Origin of the sequence: Bradyrhizobium sp., from assembly GCF_052389815.1 — a bacterium.
GTDB lineage: Bacteria > Pseudomonadota > Alphaproteobacteria > Rhizobiales > Xanthobacteraceae > Bradyrhizobium.
The window spans coordinates 1-17,392 of sequence record NZ_JBQTHN010000099.1 but is presented as its reverse complement, the minus strand read 5'-3'; the positions used below and the strand labels follow the sequence as shown (position 1 = coordinate 17,392).

15 protein-coding genes and 1 tRNA gene are annotated in these 17,392 nt (G+C 62.8%); 6 read left to right on the top strand and 10 right to left on the bottom strand.

The genetic code is table 11. The annotated features are described in order from the left end of the window. The first annotated feature begins 2 nt into the window (after positions 1-2). Genes ACT4OC_RS17510 through ACT4OC_RS17500 form a run of 3 tightly spaced genes read left to right on the top strand, consistent with a single transcriptional unit; the run spans position 3 to position 2,133 of the window. A complete protein-coding gene (locus ACT4OC_RS17510; RefSeq protein WP_444840277.1) occupies positions 3-1,049 on the top strand; it encodes an NAD-dependent epimerase in 1,047 nt (348 codons plus the stop codon). Beyond that, entirely contained in the window at positions 1,046-1,552 is a 507-nt protein-coding gene (locus ACT4OC_RS17505) for a hypothetical protein (protein ID WP_444840276.1), read from the top strand. Before ACT4OC_RS17510 ends, ACT4OC_RS17505 begins: the two co-directional genes overlap by 4 nt. Positions 1,553-1,578: 26 nt before the next feature. Next, positions 1,579-2,133, top strand: a complete 555-nt coding sequence (locus ACT4OC_RS17500) for a cupin domain-containing protein (protein WP_444840275.1) — start codon at positions 1,579-1,581, stop codon at positions 2,131-2,133. 929 nt (positions 2,134-3,062) lie between these two features. Here ACT4OC_RS17500 and ACT4OC_RS17495 read toward each other — a convergent pair. From ACT4OC_RS17495 to ACT4OC_RS17465, 7 genes are all read right to left on the bottom strand, one after another. After that, positions 3,063-3,266 carry a DUF6894 family protein gene (locus ACT4OC_RS17495; protein ID WP_444840274.1) on the bottom strand — a complete coding sequence of 68 codons (204 nt, stop codon included), beginning with the start codon at positions 3,264-3,266 and terminating at the stop codon, positions 3,063-3,065. A 342-nt stretch (positions 3,267-3,608) separates the two neighbouring features. Continuing rightward, complete coding sequence (locus ACT4OC_RS17490) at positions 3,609-3,902, bottom strand: hypothetical protein (RefSeq protein ID WP_444840273.1); 294 nt, start codon at positions 3,900-3,902, stop codon at positions 3,609-3,611. A gap of 148 nt (positions 3,903-4,050) precedes the next feature. Continuing rightward, complete coding sequence (locus tag ACT4OC_RS17485) at positions 4,051-5,082, bottom strand: hypothetical protein (RefSeq protein WP_444840272.1); 1,032 nt, start codon at positions 5,080-5,082, stop codon at positions 4,051-4,053. 2 nt (positions 5,083-5,084) lie between these two features. Further along, a complete protein-coding gene (locus tag ACT4OC_RS17480; protein WP_444840271.1) occupies positions 5,085-6,428 on the bottom strand; it encodes an MBOAT family O-acyltransferase in 1,344 nt (447 codons plus the stop codon). Between the two features lie 285 nt (positions 6,429-6,713). Beyond that, positions 6,714-6,789: transfer RNA gene (locus tag ACT4OC_RS17475), tRNA-Lys, on the bottom strand. A gap of 174 nt (positions 6,790-6,963) precedes the next feature. Beyond that, entirely contained in the window at positions 6,964-9,642 is a 2,679-nt protein-coding gene (locus tag ACT4OC_RS17470; protein ID WP_444840270.1) for a glycosyltransferase, read from the bottom strand. Positions 9,643-9,838: 196 nt separating this feature from the next. Beyond that, positions 9,839-10,423 (bottom strand): beta-1-3, beta-1-6-glucan biosynthesis protein, encoded by a 585-nt coding sequence (locus ACT4OC_RS17465; RefSeq protein ID WP_444840301.1) that lies wholly within the window; start codon positions 10,421-10,423, stop codon positions 9,839-9,841. A 251-nt stretch (positions 10,424-10,674) separates the two neighbouring features. Here ACT4OC_RS17465 and ACT4OC_RS17460 point away from each other — a divergent pair, with 251 nt between their 5' ends. Then, positions 10,675-12,303, top strand: coding sequence for a glycoside hydrolase family 17 protein (locus tag ACT4OC_RS17460; protein ID WP_444840269.1), 1,629 nt, complete (start codon positions 10,675-10,677; stop codon positions 12,301-12,303). On the opposite strand, the gene ACT4OC_RS17455 is transcribed toward ACT4OC_RS17460, so the two are convergent. Then, positions 12,263-12,643: a hypothetical protein gene (locus ACT4OC_RS17455; protein WP_444840268.1), complete on the bottom strand. Its 381-nt coding sequence runs from the start codon at positions 12,641-12,643 to the stop codon at positions 12,263-12,265. The genes ACT4OC_RS17460 and ACT4OC_RS17455 overlap by 41 nt on opposite strands. Positions 12,644-12,953: 310 nt before the next feature. Beyond that, positions 12,954-14,141 carry a hypothetical protein gene (locus ACT4OC_RS17450; RefSeq protein ID WP_444840267.1) on the bottom strand — a complete coding sequence of 396 codons (1,188 nt, stop codon included), beginning with the start codon at positions 14,139-14,141 and terminating at the stop codon, positions 12,954-12,956. Between the two features lie 184 nt (positions 14,142-14,325). On the opposite strand from ACT4OC_RS17450, the gene glmU reads away from it, so the two are divergent. Next, positions 14,326-15,684 carry a bifunctional UDP-N-acetylglucosamine diphosphorylase/glucosamine-1-phosphate N-acetyltransferase GlmU gene (glmU, locus tag ACT4OC_RS17445; RefSeq protein ID WP_444840266.1) on the top strand — a complete coding sequence of 453 codons (1,359 nt, stop codon included), beginning with the start codon at positions 14,326-14,328 and terminating at the stop codon, positions 15,682-15,684. 298 nt (positions 15,685-15,982) lie between these two features. Further along, entirely contained in the window at positions 15,983-16,207 is a 225-nt protein-coding gene (locus ACT4OC_RS17440; protein ID WP_444840265.1) for a hypothetical protein, read from the top strand. Positions 16,208-16,261: 54 nt separating this feature from the next. Here the strand turns inward: ACT4OC_RS17440 and ACT4OC_RS17435 are convergent, their stop codons facing one another. Next, positions 16,262-16,504 carry a hypothetical protein gene (locus tag ACT4OC_RS17435; RefSeq protein ID WP_444840264.1) on the bottom strand — a complete coding sequence of 81 codons (243 nt, stop codon included), beginning with the start codon at positions 16,502-16,504 and terminating at the stop codon, positions 16,262-16,264. Between the last annotated feature and the right edge of the window lie 888 nt (positions 16,505-17,392).

Below are 17,392 nucleotides of genomic sequence, written 5' to 3'. Positions count from 1 at the left end.
AGATGCCGGATCGCGCAATCCTGGTGACGGGAGCCGCAGGGTTCATCGGATTCCACGTGGCGCAGCGACTGCTGCAGTCCGGCCAGCGCGTCGTCGGGATCGATAACCTCAATTCCTACTATGATCCGCAGCTGAAGCTGGCGCGGCTCGACATCCTGCGCAAGCATCCGCGCTTCCGCTTCGAACGGCTGGAGCTGGCGGATCGCGCCGCCATTGCGGAGCTGTTCGCGCGGCATCGTTTTCCCGTCGTGGTTCACCTCGCGGCGCAGGCCGGCGTGCGCTACTCGCTGAGGGAGCCGCACGCCTATGTCGATGCGAACCTGGTCGGCTTTGCCAACATCCTGGAAGGCTGCCGGCACAACGACTGCCGGCATCTGCTGTTCGCCTCGTCATCGTCGGTCTATGGCGCGAACAGGAAGCTGCCGTTCTCGGTGCACGACAACGTCGATCATCCGATCAGCCTCTATGCCGCCAGCAAGAAGGCAAACGAGCTGATGGCCCATTCCTACAGCCATCTTTACGGCATCCCCTGCACGGGATTGCGGTTCTTCACGGTCTACGGTCCGTGGTACCGGCCCGACATGGCCCTGTTCCTGTTCGCCGATGCGATCGTCCGGGGCGAGCCGATCCGCTTGTTCAACGGCGGCCGCATGCTGCGGGACTTCACCTATATCGACGACGTGACGGAAGCGCTGGTCCGCCTGATCGATCGCGCCCCGCGCGGGGCGGCTTACGAATTGGGCGAGACGCCGGATCCCGGATCGAGCGCGGCGCCGTGGCGCGTCTACAATGTCGGCAACAACCGGCCGGAGGAGTTGTTGCGGGTCGTCGCGGTGCTGGAGCGGGAGCTCGGACGCGAGGCCAAAAGAGAGCTTCTGCCGATGCAGCCCGGCGACGTGCTGGCGACCTATGCCGACGTCCACGAACTCGCAAGGGACGTGGATTTTCATCCCGCGACCTCGATCGAGGACGGCATCCGTAGCTTCGTCGCCTGGTATCGCGACTATCATGGCGCGATGCCGGTCAGTGCGGCCTCACAAGGCAGATGAGGCGAATCGCCGGCATCGCGGAGCTGCACGCCGCGGTCGACGACGCCATTTGCAGTGTCAATCCTGCCAGCCTGTGCGCCGTCAATCTCGCTAACCTCGACGCGGCACCGACGAGCCGCACCGGTTGCGGATTGCTGTCGCTCATCGAGGTGCATCTGCTCGCGCTCGGCGGCCAGTGCGCGATCATCGCGACGCCGCGGCTTTCCTCGCCCTCGTCGAGCGGCTGGTCGATTTCGTCCCTGCGTGGCGCGCCAATTGAACGGATGACGGTCGTTGAAATTTCGCTCCCAGCAGGTTTCAAGCAGACGCTGCAACGATTGATCCAGTGGGGCCGCCGGGTTTTTGTTTTAATACGGCGGCCCCTGCCAGCCACTTCCAATTGCCCTGCCTCAAACAGAACGATGACTGACCCGGGAAAAACGGGCAGGCATCGGGCCGGGTTCCTTTGTGCGGTACAGCGGACATGGCTGCGCTCACCCGAAATGACGCCTGTTGAACCCTAAGCCGTCTTTGGCCATGGGCGTCGCTCGTGGTGCAGCATTCTGCTATCGTGGCTTTTTCACTGTTGGACATCGATCAATGGGAGAACGCGATGCCAAACAGCAAGGAGATCGAGGCGAAGTCGCGCAACCCGGTGCCTCAGGGCTATGTGCTTGGTGCCGGAGAGGGTGAGCACCTGATCCATTTTCGTGATGGCGGTAACATCTTCATCAAGGCCGACCCCATAGCGGGGGCCAATAATTTTGGCCTGGGCATTCAGCAGCTACCCCAGGGCTCAGGCATTCCGGTTCACCGACACCTCGACAGGGACGAAGCCTTCTACGTTCTGGAAGGCAGTGGCACGGTGACACTCAACGATGTGCTTCATTCTTGCGAAAGAGGTGGAACGATCTTCATACCCAAGAACACGTGGCATGGTTTCAGTAGTCCAGATCGGGGGCTAGTTCTGCTGTGGATCATGGTGCCCCCAGGTCTCGATGGTTTCTTTCGCGAAACCTGTAGCCGACCCGGCGAACCGCGAAAGGAATTGACGCGGGAGCAGATCAACGCGATCGCTCTCAAATATGGGCAAGAGTTCAGGTAGGCGGGCTCAACATTTGCCGCGAGACTATGGTCCGAAACTGGCACCCATTGCCGACTTACCATCGTCCTCCGCTTATGTCCGAATTCCGAAGGAGAGCGGCTGCGGTGTACTCCGCTGGAGGCCTCCGCAAATGCGCACGCGATGCCGGACAACGGCTTGCCGAAGTGCAATAACGGGCCCCGAGGTGTAGCGGCTTGCGACGGCGGCACGGCCCGGCGATCTTAGCGCCGTGACCACCAAGAGCCGCGCGTAGGGGGCATCATTGACGGTCTCCTTTATCGACCTTTGCCCGCCTAGCGACCTTTACCCGCCGTCGATTTATTCTTTGAGTATGACTGAAGGCGCGCCCGAGCGTCCATCTCCTCAAACCGATCTAGCATCCCGCGCAGGCGCGAGGGCAAGGGTGCTCGATCCCGATCAAGGGCAATACGAAGCCGTTCGCCTATCTCATGACAAATGGCCAGGCAATGCGTCGGCTCTAGATGCGGGGTGCGATGGGTTCCGTGGCTTCGAGGAGGTTCCACCATTTGGGGCACCCCTCAGATCAGACCCAAGGCGACAAAAACGAAAATCTCCACCAGAAACGCCGTGCTTAGGGCGGAGATTGCAAGAAACGCCTCGGCTAGTGATAAATGCATGGCTCGCCTCGCTGTTTTTGCGAAGCCCCTTAAAAAATTCAACTATGTCGGGTTTGGTTTCGGTTCCGATCAGAAATTCTCCGGGTGAATTCCTCATGACCATCAAACCACGCGAGGCAATCTACGGCGCATAGCTTCGGCCGGGCCCCGCTAAGGTTCAGCGTATCGTCAAGAGCCGCAATTACGCCTTCAAGAGGAGCTCGCTTGTCGCGCTGCGCATCGACATGATCACGGCGAGCGATCCGCCGTCCTCATGGTGTGTCGAGCGATAGCCACCCAACTGAGGCGGCCTCACACACCTATGCAATAAACATCATCCGCACCCTTTCGGGTGAGCACCACGCAGGTATTTCCCCTTAGCTGTGGTCGCGCGGTCGCCAACTCCGCCGCCAGTCGCTTAGCAGTCTCGAAAGCCTCCGTGTCATTTTCAAATGCGAGGCCGCCAGAGTCACGAGTGTTCTGCGCACCATGGAGGTCGAAATAATACCGACCCATCTCCCTCCTCCGGAGTTGAGCTACAACCATGCAGTGCATTTACGGGCCAACGTACAACTGTGTTCCGGCCAGAACAGCGAAAGAGCGCGGTTTTGGTTACTCGATGGTTACACGGGGGCAGCAACAGGGCAGTGGGCTAAAGCCCAAACGTCGTACGTAATCAACCACGACGGTGAAAATTCCGATCCGCTTAAGCCACTGCCAGACAGCGGTCCCACAGAACTTGCGACCTGCATCCAGTATTTGTGCCGCGCTGTATGGCGCGGTGCCGGTCAGTGCAGCCTCGCAGGGCAGTGAGCGGAATCGCCGGCATCGCGCTCCGGCTCCAGCCGGCCTTGCCGATCAATGAATTGAGCAAGATACAGCACCGGCCGAGACCGACGTCGCGGTGGCGCGTGCGCCGCCGTTGAGCCGCGGATATTGATAGTCGCGTTGACCTGGCTTCAGGCTATAGCCGACCCGCGCGGTGCAGCTGCTGCCGGACACCGCGACTTCTATCGCTCGGCTGTAGGTGTAGAATTCCTTTACGTTGATCAGTTGGTTTGGTCCCGCAACATGCCAGGCGTGCTCCCGCGGTCGACCGAGACGCAGGGAAACGGTCTTGTCACCGCGCGCGCCCACTGGCTCGTTGTTCATGCTGCTCAACCGTTCCGTTGGCGCTCAAATGTATCTTCAGCGAAACGGTGGTGCTGGTCACTGCGGGGAAGGGTAGAATGCGATTGTGAGTTTCGACATAGGAGGTGCGATGCGACAGGTCGGGCTTCTGCTGGCGGAACTATTCGCTTCAGCGGACGGATTTCAGTCGAGCCTCATACAACTCTGCGGCGCGTTTGGCGGATGGCTTGTGGCCCTGTATGCAGGCGGCCAGCGCTTCGGTACGATAGACTGCACCTTCCGTGCCGAGATGATAATTTGTGTTGAGAAAAAGATGCCGGTCGAAGTGAAAGTATTCCGGCTCACAAATAAATTCGATGCCGGCAGCACGTAACCGTTCCTTGATCTCAATGACCGGCTTGCGGTGCTCGGGGCGAGTAAGGTCAAACTCACGGTTCTTTGCCGTCACGGGCCACGTCAGGCGCAGCGTGACACCCTGGCCCTCGAACTTTCGCCGAATCTCGCTCAGGCGTTCAATTGCATATGGTGTCAGTTGACCACGCGTGTAGGGCGCGGGACCTTCAAACGTTGGTCCTCCCTCGCGCACAAAAAAATCTCCCCAAGCATTGGCTGATCGGTAACTGTAGCCCTGCCAAACTGCTATGCCCCCGGCAGTATTTTCAGTCGCGCGTGCCAGGACCACGGCAAGAGGATCGTGCGGGATTGGTCTAAGCCGAAGGCGTTGGACGCTGTCAGCAAGCGTCGAGTGACGGAACAGGGTCCATAGCCGTCGAAGATCCCGCTTGGCGTAGTCCGCGCCCCAGCTCGCCAAATTTGCAACCTCCCAGGAGGTCGGCTTGGGCTCGGATGCGTAGTAGCCAAACTCCAGCGGCATGACTACGGTGTCGCCCGCCGCAGCGATGGTCAAGGCCTTTTCGGCGTGGAAATCAATCGGGAGTCCGGCGTGGCCGGCCATATTTACGACCGGCTTGCCAAGCAAACGCTCAAGCAGCTCGCTGTCCATCCCGAACAGCGCATTAGAGCCGGAGGCTATGACGAGTTTCGGCGATGCGCTCTGCCGCGCCCGGTGCTCCTTGATCGAGTACACGTCGAAGAGCCAGTGCTCCGCCGGCTGATAGTAGCCCAACGAGAGATACCACAGCAGCGGCGTTGAAAAAATCGCGACAAGAGCTGAGATGAAGAAGTTGGCAATACGGCGCATGGTCAGAAGTTGAAGTAGAGGAATTCGGAAATACGGCTCGTTTCCATGAACATGACGACGAGGCATAAGCCAAATGCAAGGCCAGAGACTGTGAGGGCCGATGAAGATCGGGAGCGTTCAAAAAACGCGACGGTCGGCTTGCCGAGCAACACGATCGCGAAAGCTAGTGCCAGCAACGGGGCCGCGGATGGCATCATCAAGACAATGCTGCGAACGTCTGCCATGCCGCCCAGAACCTTCGCTGCCGAACTCATGTTCTTGGCGCGAAAGAAAACCCAGGCGACGTTAACGAAATTGAAGGTGATGAACCATGCAAGCCAAGTGGGCATCGAGAAGCCGGTGCGACTCCACATGCGGTGGATAACGAGGGCTGCACCGTGCAGCGCACCCCAAATCACAAACATCCAGCTCGCGCCGTGCCACAGCCCGCCAAGCAAAAACACGACAACGAGGTTTTCATAGGTCCGTGCTTCTCCGCGGCGGCTACCTCCCAGCGGGATATAGAGGTAGTCGCGCAAGAAATTGCTGAGAGTGATGTGCCAGCGCCGCCAGAAGCCCTGTATATCAGTGGCGCGGTACGGCGCATTGAAGTTGATCGGCAGATGGATATTGAACATCAGCGCTGCGCCGATCGCCATGTCGGTATAGCCGCTGAAGTCGAAGTACAGCTGGAAAGTGTAGCTAAGGCTTGTAACCCACGCTTCGACGAATGAGAGGGAAGCCGCCGTGTCGAAGCCAGGCGTAGCCCAACCCGCAAACGTGTCTGCGACGATAACTTTCTTGAAAAGGCCGATGCCGAGGATGCAAAGACCGGTTGCGATGTTGTCGGGAACGACCGGGCGGTTCTGTCTGTTCGCAAATTGCGGAACGATTTCCTTGTGATGGACGATGGGCCCGGCGATGAGCTGGGGAAAGAAAGTCACGAAGAGTGCGTAATCGAGAAAGTTGTAGCCAACCGTCTGGCCGCGGTAACTGTCAACCAGATACGCGATCTTCTGAAAGGTGAAGAAGCTGATGGCGAGTGGCAGGGCGATGCGCGCGAGTTGAATGTTAGCGCCGGCCACATTGAGATTATCGACAAGAAAATTCGCATACTTGAAATAGCCGAGCAGGGCGAGGTTGAAAATGAGGCCTGCGACCAAGAGCAGCTCCCGGCGTCGAAGTTTGCCGTAGCCGAGCGCTGTGCCGATACCGTAGTTCACGAGGATGGAGACGGTGATCAGTGGCAAATAGGCCAAGCCCCACCATGAATAAAACGCAAGGCTTGCGGCTATGAGCCACATCTTGGCGGCTGCCACTGAGCCGAAATATTGAAGGAGGAAATAGCCGATCAGGGTCGTTGGCAAGAAAGCCAGTAAATATTCGTATGAGTTGAAAAGCACGGGAGGCAGGAGCCCATCTAGCGGAGCGCGTTCCTACCATTCGCAACCAAATCGAGCAACTTGCCGTTTAATGTAGGTTTTCGGTTGCACAACCTCATGCAATCGACAAGCAGGATGATTCCATCGCCGAAGGTGATTTGCTCGGTAGGGCAAAGGGGCGTTGTGGCGGTTGTTGCGGGATGTATGCACAAACTGCATATCGACCGCGTCAAGAAGTTCCGATTTTGAAGTCAAGGTGTTCTGGAGACTTGGTGAGCGCGGAGGGACTCGAACCCTCGACCCCATGATTAAAAGTCACGTGCTCTACCGCCTGAGCTACGCGCTCACTCTACCGTGGTCCGGATCATGCTCCGGTCCGCGCTGTGTAGGGGGCGAGCCTTCGCGGGTCAATAGCGCAAAACTCCCGCAAGGGCGGCGCCGCCCGGCCTGAATCATGCAATCGAAATCGGTACTTACCTCGGCCTCTTCAAGGGCAGCGGCGCGTTTCTTCCAGCGCCGATCAGCTGGCTTCGCGCTGGATTTCGCTGGCGACCGGCTGCGGGCTCGGAACCGGCTTGGGCAGCGCGACCGGGCGCAGGCCGATCAGCTCGGCGGCCCGCACCGCGCTGTTGCGCCAGAAGGCGAATTCGTTGATGCGCGAATTCTCCAGGATCGCGATCGCCACCGCCGACAGGAAGGGCAGGCTTTGCAGCACCAGAACGCCCGCGAAAATGTAGATCTCGCGCACCTGCTTGGCGCCGTTAGTGACCACGAGGACGGCAGCGCCGACCAGCAGCAGCACGCCGATCACCGCCTCCCAGAACGCCTGGAATTCGATCGACATCCGCGACAGGCCGCCCTTGGAGGTGCGGGCGAACGGCAGATGCTCGGTGATCAGGCCCTGGGCTACCGCGCGCGACACCGTCCATTGCACGCTCATCGCTGCGATCATGGCGCCCAGCATCTGCGGCACCTTCACCTTCACCCGCAGCCGGTACAGCGAAAGGAAATGCGTCAGCGACACCACGAAGGCCGCGATGATCGGCAGGGTCAGGATCTTGTCGGGGATGGCGATGTCGGCAAAGGCGACGATCGGCACCCAGATCAGATTGAGGATCGCCACCACCACGCCGAGGCTTTCGGCCCCCAGCCAGTTCAGCCAGCCGAGGCCGAATTCGCGGCGCTGGTCGGCCGTCAGGCGGCTGGCGCCGGGCAGGAACCGCCGCCAGTGCTTCTTGACGATCTGGAAGCCGCCATAGGCCCAGCGGTGGCGCTGCTTCTTGAAGGCCTCGTAGGTGTCGGGCAGCAGGCCCTCGCCGTAGCGCGTGTTGGTGTAGTGGGTGAGCCAGCCCTGCTGCTGGATCGAGAGCCCGAGGTCGGTGTCCTCGCAGATGGTGTCGCTCGACCAGCCACCGGCCATGTCCATCGCGGCGCGGCGGATCAGGCACATCGTGCCGTGCACGATGATGGCGTTGAACTCGTTGCGCTGGACCATGCCGATGTCGAAGAACCCGGCATATTCGCCGTTCATGATGTAGTGCATCAGCGAGCGGTCGCCGTCGCGATGCTCCTGCGGCGCCTGCACGAGCCCGACACGGGGGTCGGCGAACAGGGGGACGAGGTCCTTCAGCCAGTCCGGATGCACGACGTAGTCGGCGTCGATGATGCCGATGACCTCGGCATCCGCGGCGGTGCGGTCCATGGCGATGCGCAGCGCGCCGGCCTTGAAGCCCTGCACCTTCTCGGCGTTGATGAACTTGAAGCGCTCGCCGAGCGCCCGGCAATGGTCCTGGATCGGCTGCCAGAATTCCGGGTCGGGCGTGTTGTTGATGATCACCACGCACTCGAAATTCGGATAGTCGAGCCGCGCTACGGCATCGAGCGTCTGCTTCAGCATCTCCACCGGCTCGTAATAGGCGGGGATGTGGATCGACACCTTGGGGAAGGCGAGGTTCTCGCCGATGCTGGCGGGCGCCAGCGCCGCGCTCTTGGTGACCAGCCGGCGCGGCGCTTTGCCGAAAGCGACGGCCGCGATCTCCTCGATCCGCGCCATCGCGATCAGCACCAGCGGCACCAGCAGCACCATGCCGAGGCCCAGCGCAAAGGCCGAACCCCAGACGAAATAATGCGTGTTCCAGTAGGCGAACACGGTCGCGGCCCAGGCGCCGACGCCGCTGGCGGCGGCCGACAGCACCAGGGCCTGCATCGCCGTCGGTTCGCTCAAGCGCAGGATCGGCAGCGACATCAGGATGCCGACCAGAAGCGCGATGGTGGCGAGCTTCCAGTGGTCCTGGTTCACGATCGGCCCGGTCCAGGCGAACTTCGGCTCACGCGCGGCGTTGAGGATGCCCCAGTACGGGCCGACGCCGCCTTCGAAGAATTTCCAGGGCTGATCGATCGCCTCGACGATGTTGTAGTCCATGCCGATGGCTTCGGCGCGGGTGACGAAGTTGCGCAGCACCGAGGCCTGCTCGAGCTGGCCGGGATTGGCGTTGAGCAGATTGTAGCCGGCGCTCGGCCAGCCGAATTCGGCGATCACCACTCGCTTGCCCGGAAACAGGTCGCGCAGCAGGTTGAAGCGATCGACGGCCTGGTCGACCGCCTGCTTGTCGGTGAAGTTTTCCCAGTAGGGCAGCACGTGGGCGGCGATGAAATCGACGTTGTTGGCGAGCTGCGGGAACTCGCGCCAGACGTGCCAGATCTCGCCCGTCGTCACGGGCACGCCGACCGACTTCTTGACCCGCTTGATCATCTCGATGAGGTCGCCGACCTGCTGCTCGCCGCGATAGATCACCTCGTTGCCGACGACGACGCCGATGACGTTGCTGTTGCGGCGGGCCAGCGTGATCGCAGCGTCGATCTCGCGCTTGTTGCGGTCTGCGTTCTTGTCGATCCAGGCGCCGACCATGACCTTGAGGCCGAACTCGGCGGCAACGGCCGGCACCAGCTCGACGCCGCCGGTCGACGAATAGAGGCGGATCGCCTTGGTCATCGTGGCGAGCCTTTTCAGGTCGGCACGAATCTTCTCCACCGTCGGGATATTGTCGATGTCGGGATGGCCCGTTCCGTCGAACGGCGCGTAGGACACGCTCGGCAGCATGCCATGGAAGTCGGGCGCCGACTGCTTGTCCTGCAGAAGGCCCCAAAGTCCGGCATGAACGGCGGTTACGAACAGAAGAACTGCGACGACGGCGCGCATCGCGACCAAACCATGCGGGGCTCGATTTCCGTTAACGCGAACCTGTCCCCTAGGTTCGACCGACTTCGCGGCGTCTCCTAGGATAATGCTGCCGCGCGATTAGACAACTGGTATGGCGCCATGGCCTTTTGAGGGCGCACCCGTTCAGGCGGCGTTCATCTGGACGGCCCGTCTTCTGAAGACTGCGCCAAGCAGCTTACTTCGCGGGAGCCGCCTGCGCGGGCGCAGCCCCGGCCGCGGGTGCCGCGCTGCCGGCCGTCGTGGGGGACGAGGAGGGAGCGGGGCTCGGGGCGGCCGCCGTCTGCGGCTGGGTCCCCGGATTGATCCAGCAGGCGTGGATGCGGTCGTTCAGGCTCCGCGGTACCTTGTCGTCGATTTGCGATCCGAACCGGGTCAGGCAGCGGAAGCTCGCCTGGACGTGGCCGCCCGGGCAGCCGAATCGGTCGTAGAGGTCGAGGTGGCGGAAGGCCGTATCGAGGTCGTCCAGCCACATCAGGCGCACCACGCGGCGGCCGAGCCAGACGCATTCGGGGTTGCCGCCCGGGCCGTTGAGGGCCTGCTGGGCCTCGACGAATTCGGCGGCCTTGCGCTCGTTCTCCTTGATGGCATCGGCGGACTTGCTGTCCGGGGCGGCCTTTCCCTGCTGCTCCTGGGGGGCCGGGGTGCCGCTTTGGGCGAGGGCGCCGGAGGCTCCAACCAGAAGGGCCATTGCGGCCGGGGCCAGATGAACAAGGACCAGACGCAGAACCACACTTTGAAGGCTGAGAACCCGGCGACGCATACATTCCCCGAAAAAGTTGAACTTCCAGCGCCGGTACCGGGCGCGCGGGCTTGATGCCGTTGAAATGGGCCCCCAATGCGGCGGAAACGGCACCGGATTCCCATGCCGTGAATCCGCGATTTTGTCCAGCAAACTCACAACTTTATCTCGCCGTGGTAAAGCCTGTCGGCGGCAAATGGTTGCGCCCCTGTCGCAATGCCGCACTTGGCAGACGGCGGTCGAGGCGCTAATCGACATGCCCCGCCCGGAGGATGGAACCGATTTCTCTTCGTACGCCGTTGGCGCTCTTCCTGATTTCCCTCGCAACGATTGCCGCGGTCTGGTGGTGGCTCGCCACGCCGATCACCCTGGCGCGCGCGCCGATCGACCCCAACGCCAAGCTGCAATGCGTGTCCTATGCGCCGTTCCGCGATGCGCAGACGCCGCTGGTCGAGAGCACCCAGATTTCGCCGGAGCAGATCGCCGAGGATCTGGCGCAGCTCGCCAAGGTGACCGATTGCGTGCGGACCTACTCCATCGACAACGGGGTGGATCGGGTGCCGGCGCTGGCGGCCAAGGTCGGGCTCAAGGTCATCCAGGGCATCTGGCTCGGCAGCAACCGCTTCAGGAATCTCGCGCAGATCTCGACGGCGGTGCAGCTCGCCAAGAATCATCCAGGCACCGTCACGGGGCTCGTCGTCGGCAATGAGGTGCTGCTGCGCGGCGAGATGACCGCCGCCGATCTCGTCGCCAATATCCGCATCGTGAAGTCGCAGGCGCCGGGCGTGCCCGTCACCTATGCCGACGTCTGGGAATACTGGCTGAAGAACCGCGAGGTCTACGACGCCGTCGATTTCGTCACCATCCATATCCTTCCCTATTGGGAGGACATTCCGATCAAGGCCAAGTTCGCCGCCGCCCATGTCGACCAGATCCGCCGCCGCATGGCGGTGGCGTTTCCGGGCAAGGAAATCCTGGTAGGCGAAACCGGCTGGCCGAGCTTTGGCCGGATGCGGGAGGGCGCGCTGCCCTCGCGCATCAGCCAGGCGCGCGTCGTCTCGGATATCCTCGAGCTCGCCCGGCGCGACGGATTCCGCGTCAACCTGATCGAGGCTTATGACCAGCCCTGGAAGCGCCAGCTCGAGGGCACGGTCGGCGGCTATTGGGGGCTGTTCGACGCGTACAAGCGCGCGGTCAAATATCCTCCCGGCATCGTCATCAGCAACTATCCCACATGGAAGCTGCAGATGGCATGCGGAATGCTGCTCAGCGCCTTCACCTTCCTGGCGGCGATCCTCGCCTTGCGGCGCCGGCCGTGGAAGCCGCGGCTGGTTTCATGGGTCGTGGTCGCGATCTCGGCGACATCGGCAGGCAGCCTGCTCGGCATCGCCGCGGACAAGATGCTGTACGAGAGCTACGGCATCGGCGGCTGGCTGAAATGGGGCGCGCTGCTCGCCGCCGCGGTCGCTTCGCCCTTGCTCTGCGCCAATGCCGTCATGGCGGGCCGGCCGCTGCCGACGTTCCTCGACCTGCTGGGTCCCCGCGACTACAAGACGCGTCCCGGGGTCACGATCCTGCTGGCGCTGGCGCTGGCGATAACGGCGGTGATCGCAGCGGAAACCGCGCTCGGCTTCACCTTCGATCCGCGCTATCGCGATTTCCCCTATGCCTCGCTCACCATGGCGGTGATTCCGTTCATCGGATTGATGGTGCTGAACCGCCCGCAGGCGGGCGCGCGCCCGATCGCGGAAGCCGTATTCGCCGGCCTGCTCACGGTTGCCGCGATCTACATCGCGATCAACGAGGGCCGCGACAACTGGCAGTCGCTGTGGACCGTCACGATGTACCTGCTGCTTGCGCTTACGCTGTGGCGGGCGCGGGCCGCGCAAAGCCCAGGATGAGCAGGCCGATCGCGATACCCGACAGCGTGACGTTGTAGAGCACGAGACCGGTGCCGGCGACGATGATGCCGCCTGTCAGCAGCACGATCGACGGCCGCATCACGTGCAGCGCCGCGATGATCAGGGCGACGATGCCGAACACCGATTGCCTGAACAAGTAGGTCGCAAGCGAGCGCATCTGGCAGGCCATGCTCTGCACGCCGGCATCGCAGGCCAGCGCCACGGTCGACAATTCGATGGCGAGGTAACGCAGATACAGCGCGTATCCGACGGTGACGAAACCGACGACGAGCAGGAACTGCACCTGGTACGGCGTCAGCCGGAACGGGGATTTCTTCATGGGGCGAATATGCCGGGCTTCGGCCGGCGCGACAAGCCGCGGAAGCGCATGCCGCAGGGGATCAAAAGCGGCCCGCAAGCCATTGTGATGGCGATGATTTGCCGTTGGTGTGAAGGCGTTTGGTTGAACCGCACAGACGTTTCCACATCGTCATGGCCGGGCATAGCCGTCCGAAGGACGGCGTCGCTTCCGCTCGCCTATGCCCGGCCATCCACGACCTTTCTCGCGGGCACAAAGTACGTGGATGCCCGGGACAAGCCCGGGCATGACGATCTCGATACGTTGCGCAAGCGCAGTCACAGTGGAACGATCAGTTCTTCTTGCCGAAGAACGATGACCAGCCCGACGATGTCTCCGGCTTCTTGGGCTCCTCTGCGGCTGCCGCGCGCTTTTGCGGGGCGTTCTTCTTGCGGGACGCGGGCGGCGGCGCGGCCGGCTTGGCCGCTGGCGCCTCGTCGGCCTTCAGCGTCAGGCGCTGGCCGTCATAGACCGCCGTCTCGCAATCCCGGTCGTTCTCGGTCATGACCGCGCAGAGCTTGGCCGCCGCCGCGGCGTCGCTGAGCGGACCTGCCACGAGGCGCAATTGCATGCCGCGGCCGCCGCTGCCCTCGCGGATCACGATGATCGGTTGCAGCAACGCCAGCGGTGCGTTCGCGCGCGACTTCAACAACCCCTTCCACAGGGCGCGCAGGCCGGCGATCGAATTGGCGCCGCCGACGTCGACGCCGAATTCGGTGCGCTGGATTTTCGGCAACGCCGCGTCCGCCGTCTCCTTCTCGGGCGTGTCGCCGAACGGCGCCGCCGCGGCCACGATCGGGATGGCCTCTGCGGTAATGGCGCTCGCCGGCTTTGCCGGCTCGATCAGCTTGCCGGCGGCCGGATCCGGCGGCGCCATCATCGACTTGGATTCGACCAGCGGCGTTGCCGGCATGGCGGCCGGCCTGGTCGGCACTTCCTTGACCGCGGAAGTGCTGGCTGGCGCCGGCTCGGCGCTGGCGGTGGCGCTGGTCTTTTCGGGCTGCGCGGCCGGCTTGCTCGCGACCGGCTCGATGGCCGGGGCGGCGGGTTGCGCGGCAGGTTGCGCTTCGGCTGGAGCGGCCGCAGCCGCATTCTGCCGGGCGATGGCGCCGGTGACGGAGTCGAGCCCCTGTTCCAGCACCGTGACGCGCGTGTAGAGACGGTCGCGGTCGCCGTTCAAGGTCTCGACCGCGGAAGCCAGCCGCCGCGCCTCGTTCTGGCTGTCGCGCGCGACCGCCTGCAGGCGATTGGCCTGCTGTACCAGGTCGGCAGTGGCCGCCTGCTCGCGCCGCCAGCCAATCGAGGATTGGTTCGCCATCACGGCTCCCACCACGGCCACGACCGAGATGACGCCCCAGGAGGCGACGCGCCACAGGGTGCGGCGGCGGTCGCAATCGTCCTCGTCGGCGAACAGGGAGCTGAACAAGCCGCCGCTGTCTTCGGCCTCATAGCCGCCGCGATGATTGGAATCCCTGGCCAAACGTCGTTGGCCCTCCTCAAGGCCCCGCGAATCAACGGCAAAGATATCAGGAAATGCGGAACACCCCTGAATCCGCATGTCCCCGGAACGGCAAGCCGTCCCCGGGGGGGAGGCGAATCGCCTTTCCTTTGCGGGGGAAAACGCTCTAAGACGGCGGCGCTTGTCAGGGGAATTAAGGATTCGAATGACCGCCCGTTCCAGTCTCACCGTCGTGCTCGCCGCGGGCGAGGGCACGCGCATGCGCTCTGGCTTGCCCAAGGTGCTGCATCCCGTCGCCGGCCAGTCGCTGCTGGCGCATGTGCTCCACGCCGCGCCCCAGGGGCCGGGAACCGCGCTGGCCGTGGTGGTCGGCCCCGATCACGCCGCCGTCGAGGCCGAGGCGAAGAAACTGCGGCCGGATGCCTCCACCTTCGTGCAGCGCGAGCGGCTGGGAACCGCGCATGCCGTGCTGGCCGCGCGCGAGGCGATCGCGCGTGGCGCCGACGACCTCCTGATCGCGTTCGGCGACACCCCGCTGATCTCGGCCGAAACCTTTGCGCGGATGCGCGCGCCATTGGCGAAGGGCGCAGCGCTCGCCGTGCTCGGCTTCCGCGCCGCCGATCCGACCGGCTACGGCCGCCTCCTGATCGAGAATGGCAAGCTGGTTGCGATCCGCGAGCAGGCCGACGCCAGCACCGAAGAGCGCAGGATCACGCTGTGCAATGCCGGCGTGATGGCGTTCGACGGCCGCCGCGCGCTGCAAATTCTGTACAGGATCGGAAATGCCAACAGCAAGGGCGAGTATTATCTCGTCGATGCCGTCACCATCGTCAGGGATATGGGATTGGAGGCCGTCGTGATCGAAACCGGCGAGGACGAAGTGCGCGGCATCAACACGAGGGCGCAGCTGGCGGAAGCGGAGAACGTCATGCAGACGAAGCTGCGCAAGGCCGCGCTCGACGCCGGCGTCACCCTTATCGCGCCGGAGACGGTGTATCTTTCCGCCGACACCAAATTCGGCCGCGACGTCGTCATCGAGCCGTTCGTGGTGATCGGCCCCGGCGTTGCCATCGACGACGGCGCCGTCATCCATTCCTTCTCGCACATCGTGCAGGCCCAGATCGGCAAGAAGGCGTCGGTCGGACCCTATGCGCGGATCAGGCCCGGCACCTCGCTCGGCGACGGCGCGCGCATCGGCAATTTCGTGGAGACCAAGGCGGCCACGCTCGAGGCCGGCGTCAAGGTCAACCATCTCTCCTACATCGGCGATGCCCATGTTGGCGCCAATTCCAACATCGGCGCCGGCACCATCACCTGCAACTACGACGGCTTTTCCAAGCACAAGACCACGATCGGCGCCGGGGCCTTCATCGGCACCAACTCCTCGCTGGTCGCCCCCGTGAAGATCGGCAGCGGCGCCTATATCGGCTCGGGCTCGGTCATCACCAAGGACGTGCCGGACGATGCGATGGCCGTGGAGCGCAGCCCGCAGACCAACCGCGAGGGCGGCGCGACGCGCTATCGCGAGCTGAAGACGGGCGGGAAGAGGAAGGAAGGGAAGTGACGCCGCGCCCGAGAGGCCTCCCTCGGCCGTTCCAGGTGCGAGAAATCACTTCTGATGCGCGGACCCGAAAAATGCATGGGTACTGCATGGGTGCAGGGGCGCTTGTGGCAGCGTCCTGAAGTGCGTTCGCAGGAACGGTGGCCGCGCTTGCTCGTTTAGATCACCATTCTCCTCCTGCCCCACGAAAAGCCGATCTCCTGTCGAGGTCGGCTTTTTCGTATTTCGCCTGTTAACAAGTTCCCGATTTGGCGGTAGGTTCCATCACGTGCAATGGCGCACCCGATTGGGCTCAGGGGCAATGCCGATCCAGCGGCTGCTGAAGGACGGCAAGACAAATCCGAGCGAGTTTGAGAGACTCGAACGGGCCTTTGCGCTGGCGCTTAAATCCCTGCACCTGGTCGATCGCAACGACCCCGTTTGCGACATTGTTGCGCGGAAGGTCATCCAGATCGACGCCGCAGGCACGCGGGAGCCCGACGAGATCGCCAAGCTCGCCGCAAAGGAATTTGGCATTCCACAGTGAACGCAGGGTTTGCGGCGAAAGAGTAGGGCCGCCTCAGCTGGCGGCCTCACTGCATCAGCGGTAGCCCTTGCATTTGGTCTCTTCCTTGTATTCGCCGTTACGCGACCACTTGCGCTCGATTTTGCAGGGGCCACGGTAGAACTCCTGCTTGTAGTCGCGGTCGTAACTGTAGCTGCGTTCGTAGCGACGGTCATAGTCGCCCCACCGTCCCTTGCCACTCTCGTCCTTCCACGGATCGGCTGTGGCCGGCCCGGCGAGCAGGGTGATTGCGCAAAGTGCAGCAAATCCGTACCTCATTGCCTCTCCTCCCGTAGATGAGAGAGCAACGCCGGTCGGCCCGGAATGTTTCGGCTCCCGAATTCGTTGGCCCCAGATGATATGGCCTTGTGGGTTTGGCTGGTGGGCCCCGCCGCGTCCCTTGGCTACATCTTCTTCCTCGTGTGAAAAACTGAGACACCTACCCAAGATGCAGCCTGCCTGTGAGATTCCACTCTCCGGGCATCAGCGGCAGCTGACGGGCGGACGGGATCTCCAGCGCCAGCCTAGTTCTTCCATTGGGGATCGTCTTCGCGTTCGAGGGCTTCTGCCGTTTTCGTCCAATCGTTGGCAAGGTCGAGCCATGCGGCGGCGTCAAAGTCGTCTCGCGCCTTCTCCGCATTCAGGCGACATTGTTCCGCCCTTCTGCGGCAATGCTCAATAAGCTCTCTTTGCACAAGGACGGTGCCCTAAGTCGGAGGCTTCAGGCCGGGCGAATTAAGCCACTCGGTCACATGCAGGGCTGTTTCATCCTGCCGGGCTTTGCGTAGGACCGCATCCCGTGTCGGGCCGGGTGGAAGCTTTTCGGCTGCTGCGCGCAGCTTCTTTGCCTCGTCGGCAAGACGCTCTGCGAGAGTCCGAGTTTGCTTGAAACGGCGTCGCTTCTGCACGGCGCCTCTCCTTTCACGGAGGAAGGCGGGAGCGCAACCGGCGTTCTCATCACAGATAAAAGCCACGGGCCGGGCTGTGACGGGCACGAGCGTACGCCTGTAAATTCCAGAGCGTGAGTCATTTTTCAGGGATTGTCGGTAGCGCGTGATCTGTCGCCTGTTTGTAGCTCGTGAAGTGTCGTGTTTTTGGTGCCCCAGAACAAAGGGGGCACGATGGGCACGGCATCCATTCACGAGGGTGTACGACGGATGCGATTTT